The organism is Butyrivibrio sp. WCE2006 (genome assembly GCF_000701985.1).
GTDB lineage: Bacteria > Bacillota > Clostridia > Lachnospirales > Lachnospiraceae > Butyrivibrio.
This window is the reverse complement of sequence record NZ_JNKH01000024.1, coordinates 18,813-34,588: the sequence shown is the minus strand read 5'-3', so window position 1 is coordinate 34,588 and position 15,776 is coordinate 18,813. Positions and strand designations below refer to the sequence as shown.

At 37.2% G+C, this 15,776-nt stretch carries 14 protein-coding genes; 9 read left to right on the top strand and 5 right to left on the bottom strand.

All coding sequences use genetic code 11. The features are described 5' to 3' along the window. Positions 1 to 40 precede the first annotated feature (40 nt). Entirely contained in the window at positions 41 to 1,486 is a 1,446-nt protein-coding gene (locus T501_RS13575; protein WP_197027962.1) for a glucosyltransferase domain-containing protein, read from the top strand. A gap of 80 nt (positions 1,487 to 1,566) precedes the next feature. On the opposite strand, the gene T501_RS13570 is transcribed toward T501_RS13575, so the two are convergent. Then, positions 1,567 to 2,490: an alpha/beta hydrolase gene (locus T501_RS13570; RefSeq protein WP_044915370.1), complete on the bottom strand. Its 924-nt coding sequence runs from the start codon at positions 2,488 to 2,490 to the stop codon at positions 1,567 to 1,569. Between the two features lie 159 nt (positions 2,491 to 2,649). On the opposite strand from T501_RS13570, the gene T501_RS13565 reads away from it, so the two are divergent. From T501_RS13565 to T501_RS13545, 5 genes are all read left to right on the top strand, one after another. Next, positions 2,650 to 4,527 carry an HD-GYP domain-containing protein gene (locus T501_RS13565; RefSeq protein WP_044915369.1) on the top strand — a complete coding sequence of 626 codons (1,878 nt, stop codon included), beginning with the start codon at positions 2,650 to 2,652 and terminating at the stop codon, positions 4,525 to 4,527. A gap of 147 nt (positions 4,528 to 4,674) precedes the next feature. Further along, positions 4,675 to 5,802, top strand: coding sequence for a sensor histidine kinase (locus tag T501_RS13560; protein ID WP_026509029.1), 1,128 nt, complete (start codon positions 4,675 to 4,677; stop codon positions 5,800 to 5,802). A gap of 27 nt (positions 5,803 to 5,829) precedes the next feature. Further along, positions 5,830 to 6,519, top strand: a complete 690-nt coding sequence (locus tag T501_RS13555) for a response regulator transcription factor (protein ID WP_026509030.1) — start codon at positions 5,830 to 5,832, stop codon at positions 6,517 to 6,519. A gap of 226 nt (positions 6,520 to 6,745) precedes the next feature. Further along, the gene (locus T501_RS13550; RefSeq protein WP_044915368.1) at positions 6,746 to 8,125 is read left to right on the top strand and encodes an MATE family efflux transporter; all 1,380 of its coding nucleotides are present in this window, start codon (positions 6,746 to 6,748) and stop codon (positions 8,123 to 8,125) included. A gap of 24 nt (positions 8,126 to 8,149) precedes the next feature. Next, positions 8,150 to 8,938, top strand: a complete 789-nt coding sequence (locus T501_RS13545; protein ID WP_044915366.1) for an RluA family pseudouridine synthase — start codon at positions 8,150 to 8,152, stop codon at positions 8,936 to 8,938. Positions 8,939 to 9,014: 76 nt separating this feature from the next. Here T501_RS13545 and T501_RS13540 read toward each other — a convergent pair whose 3' ends face one another. Next, positions 9,015 to 9,530, bottom strand: coding sequence for a hypothetical protein (locus T501_RS13540; RefSeq protein ID WP_026509033.1), 516 nt, complete (start codon positions 9,528 to 9,530; stop codon positions 9,015 to 9,017). Positions 9,531 to 9,749: 219 nt separating this feature from the next. Beyond that, positions 9,750 to 10,460, bottom strand: coding sequence for a hypothetical protein (locus T501_RS13535; RefSeq protein WP_044915365.1), 711 nt, complete (start codon positions 10,458 to 10,460; stop codon positions 9,750 to 9,752). 158 nt (positions 10,461 to 10,618) lie between these two features. Here T501_RS13535 and T501_RS13530 point away from each other — a divergent pair, with 158 nt between their 5' ends. The 3 genes from T501_RS13530 to T501_RS13520 all read left to right on the top strand — a co-directional run bounded on the left by T501_RS13530 (position 10,619) and on the right by T501_RS13520 (position 13,854). After that, positions 10,619 to 11,671, top strand: a complete 1,053-nt coding sequence (locus T501_RS13530; RefSeq protein ID WP_044915388.1) for a DUF3810 domain-containing protein — start codon at positions 10,619 to 10,621, stop codon at positions 11,669 to 11,671. Positions 11,672 to 11,793: 122 nt separating this feature from the next. Then, the gene (locus T501_RS13525; RefSeq protein WP_044915362.1) at positions 11,794 to 12,465 is read left to right on the top strand and encodes a response regulator transcription factor; all 672 of its coding nucleotides are present in this window, start codon (positions 11,794 to 11,796) and stop codon (positions 12,463 to 12,465) included. 24 nt (positions 12,466 to 12,489) lie between these two features. Then, complete coding sequence (locus T501_RS13520) at positions 12,490 to 13,854, top strand: sensor histidine kinase (RefSeq protein ID WP_081843164.1); 1,365 nt, start codon at positions 12,490 to 12,492, stop codon at positions 13,852 to 13,854. Here the strand turns inward: T501_RS13520 and T501_RS13515 are convergent. Both T501_RS13515 and T501_RS13510 read right to left on the bottom strand, forming a co-directional pair. Continuing rightward, the gene (locus tag T501_RS13515) at positions 13,837 to 14,877 is read right to left on the bottom strand and encodes a putative manganese transporter (RefSeq protein ID WP_044915360.1); all 1,041 of its coding nucleotides are present in this window, start codon (positions 14,875 to 14,877) and stop codon (positions 13,837 to 13,839) included. The two genes, T501_RS13520 and T501_RS13515, sit on opposite strands and share 18 nt — an antisense overlap. A 216-nt stretch (positions 14,878 to 15,093) precedes the next feature. Further along, complete coding sequence (locus T501_RS13510; RefSeq protein WP_026509038.1) at positions 15,094 to 15,651, bottom strand: hypothetical protein; 558 nt, start codon at positions 15,649 to 15,651, stop codon at positions 15,094 to 15,096. Positions 15,652 to 15,776: the final 125 nt, after the last annotated feature.

Genomic DNA, 15,776 nt, shown 5'->3' with positions numbered 1-15,776 from the left:
TTTTACGAGTTTGATAACAGGACTTTTGGTACATTTTTTCATGATTTCAAATAAAATTACAAACCTTGACGACCTTGTCTGTGTACCGGGAGTCGGAGGAGGTAAGGTCCTTGGAAGGTGGTTTCAGGAACCTGTTCATGATCTTTTTTCTCCCTGGTCAAGTCCTGCTTTTAATGGAATAATGGCGATAATCTTTATTGCCTTATCAGCATGTGTAATATCTACGATTCTTAGGGTAAACAGTATAACAGGGGCGATGCTTATCGGCTTAATGATGATTACTCTGCCAAGTACGGCAAGCAATATGTACTATATGTATCTTGCTCCTACCTTTGCACTTGCAATTCTTGCCAGTGTAATAAATGTCCACATCACTATCAAGTACAAATTCGGCTTCATATTGGGAGCATTATTACAGTTTTTAAGTATGGCATGCTACCAGGCATATTTTGGATTATCAGCATCGCTGTTCGTACTGGCATATCTTCTTATGCTGATGGACGGAATGAATATTGTACTGGTAATAAAAAAGGGACTTAGAAGCCTTATTGGACTTATTATTGCCATGGCAGGATATCTTATAAGTCTGAGATTCGTTGACTTAAGCGATTATAAAGGACTTAGTGATATAGGTCATAGCTCACTACAGGATATATTACTTTCTGTATTAAGGGCATATCACAGAGTTATGCAATATTTTGTTACTGCCCCGGAAAGCTTTATGAAGGGGGCACCTACTCTGTTTAACAGAGCTCTTTGTCTGCTTCTTATTGTTTCCGTCATTCTTTTATTTGCTTGGAAAAAGGTATTTTCAGAGCTTTTAAGAGGAATACTGTCAGTTATATTATTATTGATACTTCCATTGGCATTGGGACTTGTGTATGTAATGGCGCCACAGCTGTCTCATGCTTCAACAGTTATGATATATTCCTACAGCGTATTTTATTTTTTCCTTATAGCTGTCATGGAGAGACTTGTAACAAAAAAGGAAGGCGCAGGAAAGAAAATTGCTGTTTTGATTTCCTCGCTGATTTTTATTACTCTCCTATTTGAGGGATATGCAAGTGCCAGAGTTGTAAATAATGCATATTACAGAAGCTATGTAGCTCAGAATCGTGTTATGCAGTACTACAACAGAATAATTACTAAGCTTGAGGAAACTGAAGGATATAAATATGGTGAGCCAATGGCTATACTTGGTGGATTTTATCCTGATCCACTTCCGATTGCCAGCCACAATATGAATGGTAAGGAACTGGTTGATTTTGAAGGTGCAACGCTTGAAGATCTCTTATTCCTTCCGTCTAACAGAGACAGATTTATTCAGATTTTCCTTGGAATAGATACAGGTGATGTAACCATGGAAAAGAAAGAAAAACTGATGGCTACCGATGAATTTAAGAACATGCCCTCGTATCCGGCTGATGGCTGCACAGGAATAATTGATGGAATCTTTGTTGTAAAACTTAATGAATATGATGGTTAAAAAAGAATAGTGTAGCTGTTTTTATATTTCCCCACTATATTATTTGATAGTCGAGTTAATATAAAACAGCTACACTATTTTTAATACCCGGTCTTTTCCATTAATGAATCAACCTTATTCCAATATTTATCGGGATCAACGTATGCACCTGCCACATGGTCTGCACCAAGAATCAGACAATACTGCTTGGGAGCGGTGCATTTTTCATAAAGTCGTGAACACATCTGAGGATCTATCAGCTTATCCTCATCTCCATGTATAAACAGGGTAGGTGTTTTTGATTTTGAAACTGCTTTCAGAACATCTATCTTATTTATGTCATAACCACATCTTATCAAAATCAGAAACCGCAGGATAAAGAGCGCAACAGATACAGGAATAAAAGCATTAAATGATTTATATACTGCTGCAAATTCTTCTGACAAAGTAGTATAACTGCTGTCTGCTACTGCAAAAACTACATTATCAGGAAGCTTTTCACCGGTAGTCATGAGGGTGATTGCGGCACCCATACTTGTTCCATGGATAAGAATGTGAGCATCCTTGTCCATGTGAGTAATGTAGTAAATCCATTCCATTATGTCCAGGCGGTCAAAGTAACCATAACCTGTGTAATCACCTTCACTTAAGCCGTAGCCTCTGTTATCAGGCAACAGTACATTGATACCCATGTCATGATAATGCTTTGCATACATTGACATAAATTCTCCGTCACTGTTAATTCCATGAATACATATTGCATACTTATGACTGTCTGTATCGGCTTTAATAAGATGGGCGTGAAGCTTCAAACCGTCAATTGAATTTATATACACATCTTCTCTTGATGGAAGTGATCTGAGCCATTTTATAGCCTCGCTATCAACAGGTGAGGAATCAATTTCCTCTTGGGTTTTCTTTTTAGGTACGACTGCCATGTTATAAAATATTGAGGCAGCTGCGGCTCCTCCTCCCATAAGGACTGCGAATAAGCCTAAAAATACGAAATTTCGCTTTTTGCTCATAGGAACCTCCTTAAATATTAATGTACTAAAATTTTAGCAAATACTAATAAATTCTGCAATTGATGATGCTCACCATAGCACATATTTACTAAATATGGTATTATTAATCTATCTGATATTTTGCAATTATTTTTTCTTGAATGTATATGAGGGGTACAGATGTTAGAAAGAAAACTTGCAGAGAAATTCAGGAAGCTTTACACTGAAAACTCTTTAAAGCTTAAAAATTATGAAGATCAGCTTTTTACTCTGCAGGATCCATTCGACTGGATTCAGCTTCTTTCTGAGCGCTCTTATGTAATGCGTGAAGTATATGCTGAAAATGAGGAACTCATGGCAGAACTGTGGGATAATTGTTCTGATGAGATAACTCCTGAGGAAGCAGAGCTTTTATATGATCTGGCGATGGGTTTCTTTTTTGATGGTCATCACGATTTTGTTGTGTTGACGGAATTCTGTGAACGCATCCTTCCGGTTTTTATTGATATTGATGAGCCGGAGTTTCTGGTTGCAATTTACCATGTCTTAGGAAGTGAATATGCTAAATTTTATCGGTCAGTAGGCGATGATAAGGGAATGCACACTGCACTGGATTATTTTCGCAAATCTGTGGAAGAGGCTGAACGTTATTCACAGATTTCAAGCCCCGAAATCAGAGAATTCATTTTTCAGGATTATTCCAATTTATTGATTTATTTATCGGGATTTCAAAATAACAAAAGTGAGAGCATAAAGCTATATGATGATGCCTGGACGCTTTGGGAAAATGAAAATGTCCAGGATTTAGATGCAGACAATGAGAATATCAAGAAGTCTCTAATGACAATCGAGGATGCATTTGTAGCCAAGAGTAAAGGTATTGATTCCTTATCTGATGATGACAGAGAAAGGTATCTGGAGTTATTTAATAAAGCCGCAAAAAGATCCGCTAATAATGGCGGAGTAGACAAAGGATCACCTGAATTCAGAACCTGTATAACCTACAAATGGCTTCGTGGCGAAATGTCATCAGAGGAAATACTTAATGATCTGATAGATAGCATCAATGATATTATCCCCACACCGGATTTTGAGAATGATGATCCGGTGAATTTTGAACTTGTAATGCGACATTTTAAATATGCATGTACTGCGATAATGGTCCTTGGTTCAATGAAACTAAAGGCATCGGTACTCGAAGAATGGACAGATAAATTTCTTCCGAAGTCCATGCAGATTTTATCAAATATACCATATAGATTTTTTACCGGAGATATGCAGCCTGTCTGTGAAAGATGGTATCAGTCTGTTGAACCTATGCTGGAAGGTGAGCTTAATAAAGTACAGCTCATTATGAAAATGATAGTGAGACGGCAACCGTTTACATATATACACTCACAGATGGTAGCCAAAATAGCAACACTTATAGGTAAGGCAATAATTGAAGCTGATCCTGACCTGCTTATTGGTGTAAGAGGCATAGAATCATCAGCAGAAGTTCAGAAAAATAAAGCATATCTGCTTTCATTTATTACTATAAGCGGACTGGTTCATGATATTGGTAAGTGCTATATTCCGGATACCATAAACAGACAAAACAGAAGTCTTAATACCAAGGAATATGCAACTATAAGAAAGCATTCAGAGGTAGGATACAGAGAAGCACAAAAGAACGCCGCACTCAGACCTTATGCGGATGTTATTTTAGGACATCATAAGCATTTTGACGGACTGCATGGCTATCCGCTGGTATATGACAATACCAAGTCACATATAAGAGTGATCATTGATCTTATATCCATTGCAGATTCTGTAGAAGCAGGAACAGATACACTTTCAAGAAGCTATACCAAGGGCAAGGATTTCAAGAAGCTTTTAAAGGAGCTTCAGGCTGAGGCAGGAACGAGATATAATCCAAGGATAGTGAAGGTTATCGAGAGAAACCATGAACTTATAGAAGAACTTGAAAATCTGACCGGACAGGGAAGATATGATTTATATTATAAGGCGATGCAGGAAATTTTGGGTAAAGAAAAACAAGAAATACCCGATATATAATATATGAGTCATTGGTGGTAATAAACACCACAATGGATTGTGTTTTCCAGTTGATATGAAAAAATAATGTTTTCCTGTGCGCCAGGTTCAATACAGATTTAAATTTCAGAGGAATTCAATAGTCTATGATATACTTAAGGAGCACACATGCGCTTTAGAACCAGACTGATGATTACATCAGCAACTATAGTTATATTACCTTTTATCCTGGTCGTTGCTTCATTTGTAGTCATACAGAATTCAGTGGCAAATTCCTATACCAGCCTGATAACATACATGGTGGTAGCTTTTGCACTGATCATGATAGCAACCAGTCTTATTCTTACGGCATGGCTTAGAAAGGGTTTTTTTGAACCGGTCGATGAATTAAATGTGGCCATGCAGCATATTAAGGATGGGAATTTTGATTATATGCTGCCAACCGATATTGGGGATAAAGGAGAGATTGGCGAACTTTATAGAAATTACGAGGATATGAGGCTAAGGCTCAAGGAATCAGCTGACGAAAAGGTTATCAGGGAGGGTCAGAATAAGGAACTCATAAGTAATATTTCCCATGATCTTAAAACTCCCATAACTGCGATCAAGGGCTATTCACAGGGACTTCTTGAGGGAGTTGCCGATACGCCTGAGAGACAGATGAAGTATATTCGTACCATATACAATAAAGCTAATGATATGAATAACCTCATCAACGAGCTTACCCTATATTCAAGTATAGATAATAACAGAATCCCTTATAATTTTACCCGGATTGTTGTGGGAGATTATTTTGGTGACTGTATAGAAGAAATTGGAATGGACCTCGACAGTAAGGACATAAAGCTTAATTATGCAAACCTTACAGCTCCTGATACACAGATAGTGGCTGATCCTGAGCAGCTTAAGAGAGTGGTCAACAATATTGTAAGTAACAGCGTTAAATATCTTGGACGTGACGATGGAACCGGAACAATAGATGTAAGAATACTTGATGAAGTTGATTCGGTCAGAGTTGAGATTGAGGATAACGGAAAAGGAATAGGTTCTCAGGATATTCCGAATATCTTTGACAGATTCTACAGAACAGACTCCTCCAGAAACAGCAAACAGGGAGGAAGCGGAATAGGACTTTCAATAGTAAAGAAGATCATAGAGGATCACGGTGGATACATTTGGGCGACCAGCCATGAGGGAGAGGGTACCTGCATGCATTTCGTTCTTCGTAAATACATGGAGTATCATGAAAAGGCTGACGGAGAAGCTGTGGTAGAACATGATTTTGAGAGTGTATAAACAATAAAAAGATTGGAGGCCAATGGTATGAGCAGAATACTTATAGTTGAGGATGAAGAAGCGATTGCTGACCTCGAAAAAGATTACTTGGAACTTTCTGATTTTGAAGTGAAAATTGAAAACTCCGGTGATGTTGGATTACAGACAGCTCTGAACGAGGAATTTGATCTGGTAATATTGGATCTCATGCTTCCGGGAATGGATGGATTCGAGGTATGTAAGAAAATTCGTGAGAAGAAAGATGTTCCGGTTCTTATGGTATCAGCTAAAAAGGATGATATCGATAAGATAAGGGGTCTTGGGCTTGGTGCGGATGACTATATAACGAAGCCTTTTAGCCCTTCAGAGCTTGTTGCCAGAGTAAAAGCACACATGGCGCGTTATTCAAGACTTGTCGGAAGCGGACATGAATCAAACGATGTTGTTGAGATCAGAGGTCTCAGGATTGACAAGACTGCCAGAAGAGTATACGTGGATGGCGGAGAAAAGAGCTTTACAACTAAGGAATTTGATCTTCTCACATTCCTTGCTGAGAACCCTAATCATGTGTTCACCAAAGAAGAATTGTTCCGTAAAATCTGGAATATGGATTCAATTGGTGATATAGCAACAGTTACAGTGCATATAAAGAAGATTAGAGAAAAAATTGAATTTGATACTTCCAATCCCCAATATATTGAAACAATATGGGGCGTTGGATATCGCTTTAAAGTTTAATCTTATAAATGCTAAGCGTTTGCAGTTTTTGGCTGCAAACGCTTTTTTTGTCATATCAGAAAATTCCGCTGGATTTCTTATATGACAAAAAAAGATATTCATAAATAAATTTTTTTATGCTAAAATAAAAATTGTATTCAATTTTTATTTACTGTATCTCTGTTAATCAAATATCTGAGATAGGTTCTATAAATCCAACACAGAATTTAATAAAATCGGAGGAAATATGAATATAAAGAATTTATTTGCTCCTGTGGATATGACTGAAGGCAGTCCGGTTAAACAGATTGTGAAATTCACAATTCCTATGCTTTTAGGTAATATTGCGCAGCAGCTGTATAATACTGTCGATAGCATTATTGTAGGAAGATTTGTCGGGGATAACGCTCTTGCCGCTGTTGGAAGTGCGGGACCGCTTCTTAATCTGATGCTGGTTCTTTTCATGGGTGTTGCTGTGGGTGCTTCTATCATGGTATCCCAGTATTTTGGAGCCAGGAAAAGAGAAGCTCTTTCAAAAGCAATAGGTGCAAGTATAACACTAACAGGTATTGCATCTTTATTTATCATGATAGTAGGACCGCTTATTACAAGGCCTATATTGGAACTGCTGGGGACACCTGAGAGTATAATTGACTGGTGTACAAGCTATCTATGGATAATATTTATAGGTATAGCAGGTGGTGGATACTATAACATCATGAGCGGTATCCTGAGAGGACTTGGAGATTCTGTTTCAGCTCTTGTATATCTTCTTGTAGCAACCGTACTCAACATTATTCTTGACCTTGTATTTGTAGCCTACTTCAGAATGGGCGTAGCAGGTGTTGCTCTTGCAACTGTTCTTGCTCAGTTTGTTTCAGCTTTCCTTTCACTTTGGAAGCTGACGCAGATGAAAAATATATTTGATTTAAAGAAAGAGTATCTGTGGCCGGAAAGACACTATATAAATACTCTGGTAAAGTTGGGATTCCCTTCCGGTGTAACTCAGGCAATCTTTTCAATGTCAATGATAGTTGTTCAGAATCTGACCAATACTTTTGGAGAGCAGTATATCGCAGCAAATGTTATAGTTATGCGTGTTGATGGATTTGTAATGCTTCCCGCTTTTTCATTTGGATCAGCCATGACAACCTTTGCCGGTCAGAATATCGGAGCAGGCAAACTTGACAGGGTTTCTAGGGGAGCTAAGAACGGAACTCTTGCTGCAATGGTAATATCAGCTGTTTTGTCCGTTCTCATTCTTATATTTGGAAAATTCATTATGGGAATTTTCACAAGCACACAGGAACTTATAAACCTTAGCTACAATATGATGTGTATACTGATCATAGGATATATTGCAATGGAGGTTACACAGTGCCTGTCGGGAATAATGCGCGGAGCCGGAGATACAATGACACCCATGTGGATTTCAATGTTTTCTTCAATAATTATGCGTGTTCCAATGGCTTACATTTTTGTTAATCTGACAAAAACACCGGAACTGCCACAGGGAAACTGCTACATGATGCAGGTTTCAATGTTAATAACCTGGTCAATCGGAGCATTTATCACTTTTGTTATGTACCGGATTGGTAAGTGGAAAACTAAGGCAATAGCAAGATAAAGCAGAAATTGCGTATGAGGAAGTATGGATAATATAGAGATACTTTATGAGGATAACGATATTCTTGTCTGCAGAAAGCCTGCGGGAATTGCAGTTCAGAGCAGTAATGTTACTATCCCGGATATGGAGACTCTTCTTCGCTCAATTATTATAAGAAGAGGAGAGTCAAAGAATAAATCGACTGTACTTCATGTGATTCACAGGCTGGATCAACCGGTTGAGGGCATCATAGTATTTGGAAGAAACAAAAAGGCTGCAGCTGCTTTGAGCTCCCAGGTTCAGGCAGATGGTGATATGAATAAAACATACCTTGCGGTGGTATATGGCAGCTTTTCTGAAGATTTGAAATCAGGAGAACTTAAGGATTATATATATAAAGATTCAAAGACAAAGCGAGCAGTTGTGACCGCATCAAAAGATTCTGATAAGGATAATCCTTCAAGCAGAGCAAAAGAGAGCAGACTGGAATATAAAGTAATATCAGAGCTGGAAATACCTGCTGACAAGATGCCGGATACTTCCGATGAAGAAAACATAACCAATAAAATATCCCTGGTGGAAGTAAAACTGTATACAGGAAGATTTCATCAGATAAGGGCACAGTTTTCAAACATTGGACATCCACTTCTTGGAGATAACAGATATAATTCTCCAAATAGTGCCAAGTTATCCACAATAATAGGGGTAAAAAACGTTGCACTTTGTGGATACAGACTGACTTTTAAACATCCTGTATCCAAAAAAGAAATGAATTTCGAAGTTACTCCAAACGCACAAATATTTAAAGAATTTGATCACAGTGATCAAATTTAGATCTTTCTAAAATATCAAAAAAAGAAAAGCTAAATCAGATTAGTATTCTGACTTAGCTTTTTATTATCAAGACTTGTTAAAGAATAACAGGAGCATTAGCCTGATCAGGTACATCTACTTCCTTGATTGATTCATCTATATCATGAAAGAATGATCTGGTCTGAATAATGCCCTGTTTGGCATCTTCAAACTCCCAAATAAACTGATTGGGAATATTTTCTCTTCCATACATGGAAATTCGACCTGCATATGCATGGATTATGCTGACATATTTTTTGTCCAGCTCATAATTCCTGTAAATCTCTCTGCGAAGTCTCGGACGCTTGGCTACAAACTTACGAATATCTATCTTAAGATCAAGAGGAAGCTCCTGTTCTCTCTCATGTACTGCCTTTAAGTATTTTGTGTAGGTATCCTCATCAATTTTCTGGAAATGCTCAGCATACTCAAAACATGCTGCTCCGTCCGGAAGATCAAGTCTGTATTTACCATCCGGATATATCTCTTCGATTCTGGCAACAACCTGAGGTACCAAAGGCTTGCCGTTATAATCTAAAATAATTATTTTATCACCCTGCTTATATTCTGCCATAATAAACTCCTCTTAATGCCTTTTTGCCCTTTTCTTGCAAAAAAACTATAGTCCTAAAATAGCTTAAATTCAAGGCTTTTAAAGGTTTTTTAACACCTTTTCCCATTTTTTAAGAAAATCTAAAGAATTAAGGTAAATTTTAGGTTGGAGTCTTATTATTATATCTGTCAGTAAAAAATAAAAAAAGAAGTCATGTTTTGCTGGAATCATCTAATGCAATTAATTGCTGGAACCTTCACTGGCGGTTACTGAGTAATCACCTATTATGATGCCCTCTTCAGAAGAACCGATAGTAACAGATATTCCGTTTTGGGAAGCTGCATTAACATCGCCAAGCTCAAGAGCATATTCAGCAGTTTCCCCGGAAGCGTCAGTTACCAAAAGACTTCTCGAGGTGCTGTCTGTGTATATCGGAAGTACGACGCCTTCAAGGATTTCTCCTGATGAAAGGCTGTGACCTTCCAATATGAAATTGTCTGATTCTGATGAAGTCTGTGCATCTTTTAAAATAATTGATGTAATATCAGAATCTGATTTATTCTCAATCCGGCAAAGTATTTCTATATGTTTTGCAGCTTCATTTGAGATGCTTTCCTCATTTTTTAGCTCAGCATCCATTTTGTCGAATACGGATTTATATGATGAAGTAAGTTCTGATATCTGATTTAAGGTATCAGGGGCTTCCTTATCACTTAGCTTTGAAATATCCATGGATTTATATTCATCATACTTTGATGCCAGATCAGAGAGTTCTCCTTCATAGGAATCTGTAGTCAGTTTGCCATACATTTCTTCTGTAAATTCTTTTTGAGTGGTCAGTTCATTTATGGCATCAGTCAGCTTGTTATGGTTTTCCTCTGAAAGACCACAGGCAGATAAAAGTATTGAGAATGCTGCGATTAAGGCATATATATGAAAACTTCTTTTCATTGAAACACTCCTTTATACGTGATAGGAATCATGTAAAACTATGTCGTTAACTATATCATATGAGATTATTTGCAACAATATTCACAATATTTTCGTATATAATATCTATTATGAGTATAAAGAAAAATAAAAAAACTAATAATAACAAGAAAAAACCAATGAAAAGAAAATTTTTAAAGAGTAAGAGCCTCTATCTGTTTTTATTTACCATTATATTGAATGCCTTATCATGGGTAATTCCGGGCTTTTCAGACAAATATACTCAATATGTCTTTCCGCTGTGGGTTAACAGTTATGGAAGAGTCACTTCATTAGTGAACTTTTCAGTAGGAGAATTCCTGATAATAGCGGGGCTTTTATGGCTTGTGATGATTCTGTTTTCGAAAAATATCAGAAGGCTTACACCGGGGCTGCTTTCAATTATTTTTCTTATAATGACCCTTAACTGCTTTATAAATTATCACTGTACACCCATCGAAAAGACCTTTAAGAATGAGAAGGAATTTACTATAGATGAGCTGGCTGAATTAAGGGATGTGATTGTTACAAAATGTAATGAACTCTCTGAAGAGGTATCCCGTAATGATGACGGTACACTTTTTTATGATGAAGAACTGATGAATAAAGAGGCTAAGGAATCAATGCAGGCTCTTGGAGGCAGGTTTCCAAAGCTTTCAGGATTTTATGTGACACCTAAAAAGCTGCTGTTTTCGAAGTTTATAAGTCAGCAATATATGCAAGGGTATTATTTCCCGTTTTCCATGGAAGCAAATTATAACAGTATCATGTATGTAACGAATAAACCCTTTACTATGTGTCATGAGCTTGCTCATACAAAGAGTTATATTTTTGAAGATGAGGCGAATTTTCTTGCATACTTGGCATGTGTAGAATCTGATGATACATTTTTCAAATATAGTGGATATCTTGGCGTTCTTAACTATGTGAACAACGCCTTTTATCTGAATGTATCCAAGGAAGAATATAATTCTCATGTGAAAATATCTGACAAAGTAAAAATGGATAATATCTTCCTTACCAAAGACAGCTGGAAAAAGGTGGAAGAAACCGCAGTGATAGACACAGGAACAGTAAAAAAGGCGGCTGATACATTTGTAGATACCACTCTTAAAGTAAATGGTGTAAATGACGGCAAGGCAAGCTATGACAGAGTTGTTGAGCTTTTATTATTGGAGCATTATTCAAAATAGAGTGTATTTATTAAATTTTAATTTTTATTTCTTTATAACCTGCATTTTAAGCGGATTTTTATAATTACTTAACAGATAAATTAATCTTATTTGATATCATAATTATTAAGGGGAAATGAGAAATGAAGTTACTTCTTGCAGAAGATGAAAAAGAATTATCCAACGCACTTGTTGCAATATTAAAGCATTCAAGCTATACAGTGGATGCGGTTTATAATGGGCAGGATGCTTTGGATTATATATTAGCAAGTGATTATGACGGGATTATCCTGGATATCATGATGCCGGGACTTGATGGTACCGAAGTACTAAGAAGAATCCGGGAAAAAGGAATCAATACTCCCGTTATATTTTTGACTGCAAAATCGGAGACTGATGACAAAATCAAAGGTCTTGATCTTGGAGCTGATGATTATCTGACTAAGCCCTTTGAAATGGGAGAGCTTCTTGCCAGAATTCGTGCAATGACCAGGAGAAAAGCGGATTTTTCACCTAATAATCTAAAGTGTGGGAATCTCGAACTGGACAGGGCAAGCTACGAGCTTAAGACTCCGGAGCATGAGCCTGTCAGGCTTGTGGGCAGGGAATTTCAAATGATTGAAATGCTGATGGAAAGCCCCGGCAGAGTAATTTCTGTGGATTCCTTTATGGACAGGATATGGGCAGATGGTGAAGCGGATGTGAATGTGGTCTGGGTTTATATCTCAAACTTAAGGAAAAAGATTGCAGCATTGGATGCAGACTGCGAAATAAAAGCCTCCCGTGGAGTTGGATACTCCATGCATGAAAAGTAATATATAGATCTTCCATCGGAGGTAATGATGGTAAAGAAACTTAGACGTAAATTTGTACTTACGGCAATGATTTCACTTCTCTTAATTCTGATTGGAATAATTGGCGTAATAAACATAGTGAATTTTACTCAGGTTCAGGCAGGCGCTGATGATACATTGAATATTCTTGCAGAGAATGATGGAATGTTTCCTGATATGAGAGACAGACTTAAAAAGCCTGTTGATGAATCTGAATTAGTGGAAGGCGAAAGTGCTCCTTTCGAGAATGTGGCCCCCCAAGATTTTAGCAGATCAATATTTGATAAAAATCTTTTTTATAACAGAACGATTGAGCTACCTTTCCAGTCAAGATATTTCTGGGTAAAGATTTCGGAGATTGGTAAGGTTGAGGTGGTAGATACAGGGCATATTGCTGCTATAACATCGACTGATGCAGGTAATTATGCTAAGAGTCTTTTCTTTAACAGTAGAAACAAGACCCGTGGTTATATAGACAATCACTATAGATATCTGATTTCCCAAAATGATGACGGATCATATCTTATGATCTTTTTTGATTGCAGCGACGGCTTTTATAGTGCAACAAGACTATTGCTTATGACACTTCTCATAGGATTTGTTGCGTTGATAGCCATGTTTATACTTGTATATCTCTTTTCAGGAAAAGCTGTTCAGCCGGTTGTGGAATCTCTTGAGAAGCAAAAGCGTTTTATTACTGATGCCGGTCATGAACTGAAGACACCACTCGCAGTTATATCTGCCAATATGGATGTCATCGAGCTGGAAGCAGGAGCAAGTGAGTGGACGAAGAGCACCAAGAATCAGATTAAGCGAATGAATGAGCTTGTGAAAAATCTGCTCGCTCTATCCAGGATGGAGGAGGAAAACATACACCTGGTCTTTTCAGACATTGATATAAGCAAAATTGTTAATGAAAGCACGGCATATTTTAATGCTGTTTCAGATTTTAAAAATATCAGATATACAACGAATATTGAAGATGATGTCCATATAAATGGGGATAAGAATGCATTTAATCAGTTATGTACACTGCTTATAGATAATGCCATGAAGTATACCCATGACGGCGGGGATGTAAGTGTAACTCTTTCGAGTGATAGAAAGTCAAGAAATGCAATATTAGAGGTGGTTAATAGCTGTGAGAAAATGCCGGAAGGAAATCTGGACAGACTGTTCGACAGATTTTACAGGGAAGATAATTCAAGAAGCCGCGAAACCGGTGGCTATGGAATAGGTCTTTCTGTTGCCAGGGCAATCGCGACTTCACATGGTGGAACAATAGAAGCTAAAGCAGATGGTGAAAATAGAATTAAATTCGTAGTTCGGGTTCCCATCATGAAAATAAAGACATCAGACAACAATGCCTAACAGATCCAGCATGAACCCTGTAAATGTGCCGATTAAATACAGAATTGCTGTGATCTGTATGTTTTTAACAGGTTCTTCATTTACGCGGTAAAGTATCAGAAGACCCACTCCTGCACCGACAAGAAGACCTGACATCATCGTTCCAAAGGTGATTATTTCATTCAGGTACAGCTCTGTAATTACTATTGAAGCAGCACAGTTCGGAATAAGTCCGATAATTCCGGCAATTCCGTGACTCAGGATTACATTTTTCTGCAGGATATTTGAAAGAGCATCTTCGCCAATAAATGCTATAACTGCGTTAAGGATTAAAGTAAATATCAGGACATAAATAAAAATGTGAGCTGTATGTATAAAAGCTGAATGTAAAATATTCCCATGTCCCTCTTCGTGGCTGTGTTCATGCTTGGAACTGTTCTCTTTTGCAATATCAGCTTTGCTTATAGATTTATTCAGAGCAGATTCATGGGAAATGGTGCTCTCGTTAGAAATCTCTGGCTTTTCTGTACGTCCTCTGTGAGCAGATATCTTGGGAGAATCATCTTCACAATGACAATTTTCTCTTTTGCATAATTCATCGATTCTCACACGATCTCTTATTGCTCTCTTCTTAATCTTTCTGTAGTGTAAAACAATGAAATCCACTAAGAATCCGTAAAATACACCAAATACGGCTTTCATAGCGATTATTGCAGCCATCTTGGAAATGGGCGCTTGTTCTGAAATAAACAGAGGAAGCATCTCATCTGAAGTAGAAAGGTATATTGCTATCAGAGTTCCAAGAGTAATTACTCTGCCGGCATATAGATTTGTTGCAGCAGCGGAAAAACCGCATTGTGGAAAAGCACCGAATATTCCACCAAAGAGTGGACCAAATTTGCCCGCCTTCTGCACAAGCTCCTCAGTCTTGTCCCCTGTTCTGTGCTCAAGATACTCCATCATTAGATATGTAATAAATAAAAATGGAAGAATATTTATACCGTCTTTGAAAGTGTCAACTAACACATCAATCCAAAAATCCATTATCAGCTCCTTTATAAAAATAAAATCAGAATTTTAAGTTTTTTAGCATAGGAACATTTATACACAATATTGTGATAATTTGCAAATTCCGAAATATAATTGCCTACTATCAGTATAAGAGCAAATGAGGATATTTATTATAAAAAAAAGGTAAAAAAGGCATAAAAAAGCTGCCGCATTTTATTGCGGCAGTTTTGAATTTTTGTTTAGAACAAATTATTTAATTTTGAATTCAAAAGTATTGTACTTAGAACGTGTTGACAATATATCAAAATAAACATAAATTGTTTCACCCGCATTTACATTAATTGTAGCTTTTCTCTTAAGCGGGAAATCAGGACTCTTCTTATTGTACTTACTTGCAAAGTGAAGACTTCCGGGTGCATTTGTCTGAATTTCATCATCATGAATATAGCTGCGATTAGGGTCAGAACTCAAAAAGCTATAGAATCCACATGCGTATGAGCCACTGTTTGACTTTAACTTACTTAATGTAAATGTATAACTCTTTGTCTCAGGTGCGGTGAACTTGATATAAGCTCTTGAATCATACTTCTTTGTTTTGATTTTAAATTTGTAGTTACCCTTGGTAACTGCAGTAGCAACTGACTCAGCATAAGCTGTATCAGGGCTGAAGGATGCAACAGCCTTAAGACTCTTTGTCTTAGTCTTAGCTTCAGCACTGATAGGTGTAGCAAATACTAATGAAGCAACTAATGCAACAGAAACTACACGTTTAACGATTCCCCAAAATGATTTGTTTTGTTTTTTCATACTAACTTCTCCTTCATGAAAAATTTTTTCCTTCGATTACAGATTATATATTCTTATATAGTAATTGTCGACATGTTTTTTTTCGAATTATCCATTGAAATATCGCAGAAAAAGCAGACTTTGTA

Bases quoted from the DNA above. Each gene is read 5' to 3' on its own strand.
- T501_RS13545 (WP_044915366.1), top strand. From the start codon at position 8,150: ATGGATAATATAGAGATACTTTATGAGGATAACGATATTCTTGTCTGC.
- T501_RS13560 (WP_026509029.1), top strand. From the start codon at position 4,675: ATGCGCTTTAGAACCAGACTGATGATTACATCAGCAACTATAGTTATA.
- T501_RS13570 (WP_044915370.1), bottom strand. From the start codon at position 2,490: ATGAGCAAAAAGCGAAATTTCGTATTTTTAGGCTTATTCGCAGTCCTT.
- T501_RS13520 (WP_081843164.1), top strand. From the start codon at position 12,490: ATGATGGTAAAGAAACTTAGACGTAAATTTGTACTTACGGCAATGATT.
- T501_RS13510 (WP_026509038.1), bottom strand. From the start codon at position 15,651: ATGAAAAAACAAAACAAATCATTTTGGGGAATCGTTAAACGTGTAGTT.
- T501_RS13540 (WP_026509033.1), bottom strand. From the start codon at position 9,530: ATGGCAGAATATAAGCAGGGTGATAAAATAATTATTTTAGATTATAAC.
- T501_RS13550 (WP_044915368.1), top strand. From the start codon at position 6,746: ATGAATATAAAGAATTTATTTGCTCCTGTGGATATGACTGAAGGCAGT.
- T501_RS13555 (WP_026509030.1), top strand. From the start codon at position 5,830: ATGAGCAGAATACTTATAGTTGAGGATGAAGAAGCGATTGCTGACCTC.
- T501_RS13535 (WP_044915365.1), bottom strand. From the start codon at position 10,460: ATGAAAAGAAGTTTTCATATATATGCCTTAATCGCAGCATTCTCAATA.
- T501_RS13525 (WP_044915362.1), top strand. From the start codon at position 11,794: ATGAAGTTACTTCTTGCAGAAGATGAAAAAGAATTATCCAACGCACTT.
- T501_RS13515 (WP_044915360.1), bottom strand. From the start codon at position 14,877: ATGGATTTTTGGATTGATGTGTTAGTTGACACTTTCAAAGACGGTATA.
- T501_RS13530 (WP_044915388.1), top strand. From the start codon at position 10,619: ATGAAAAGAAAATTTTTAAAGAGTAAGAGCCTCTATCTGTTTTTATTT.
- T501_RS13575 (WP_197027962.1), top strand. From the start codon at position 41: ATGATTTCAAATAAAATTACAAACCTTGACGACCTTGTCTGTGTACCG.
- T501_RS13565 (WP_044915369.1), top strand. From the start codon at position 2,650: ATGTTAGAAAGAAAACTTGCAGAGAAATTCAGGAAGCTTTACACTGAA.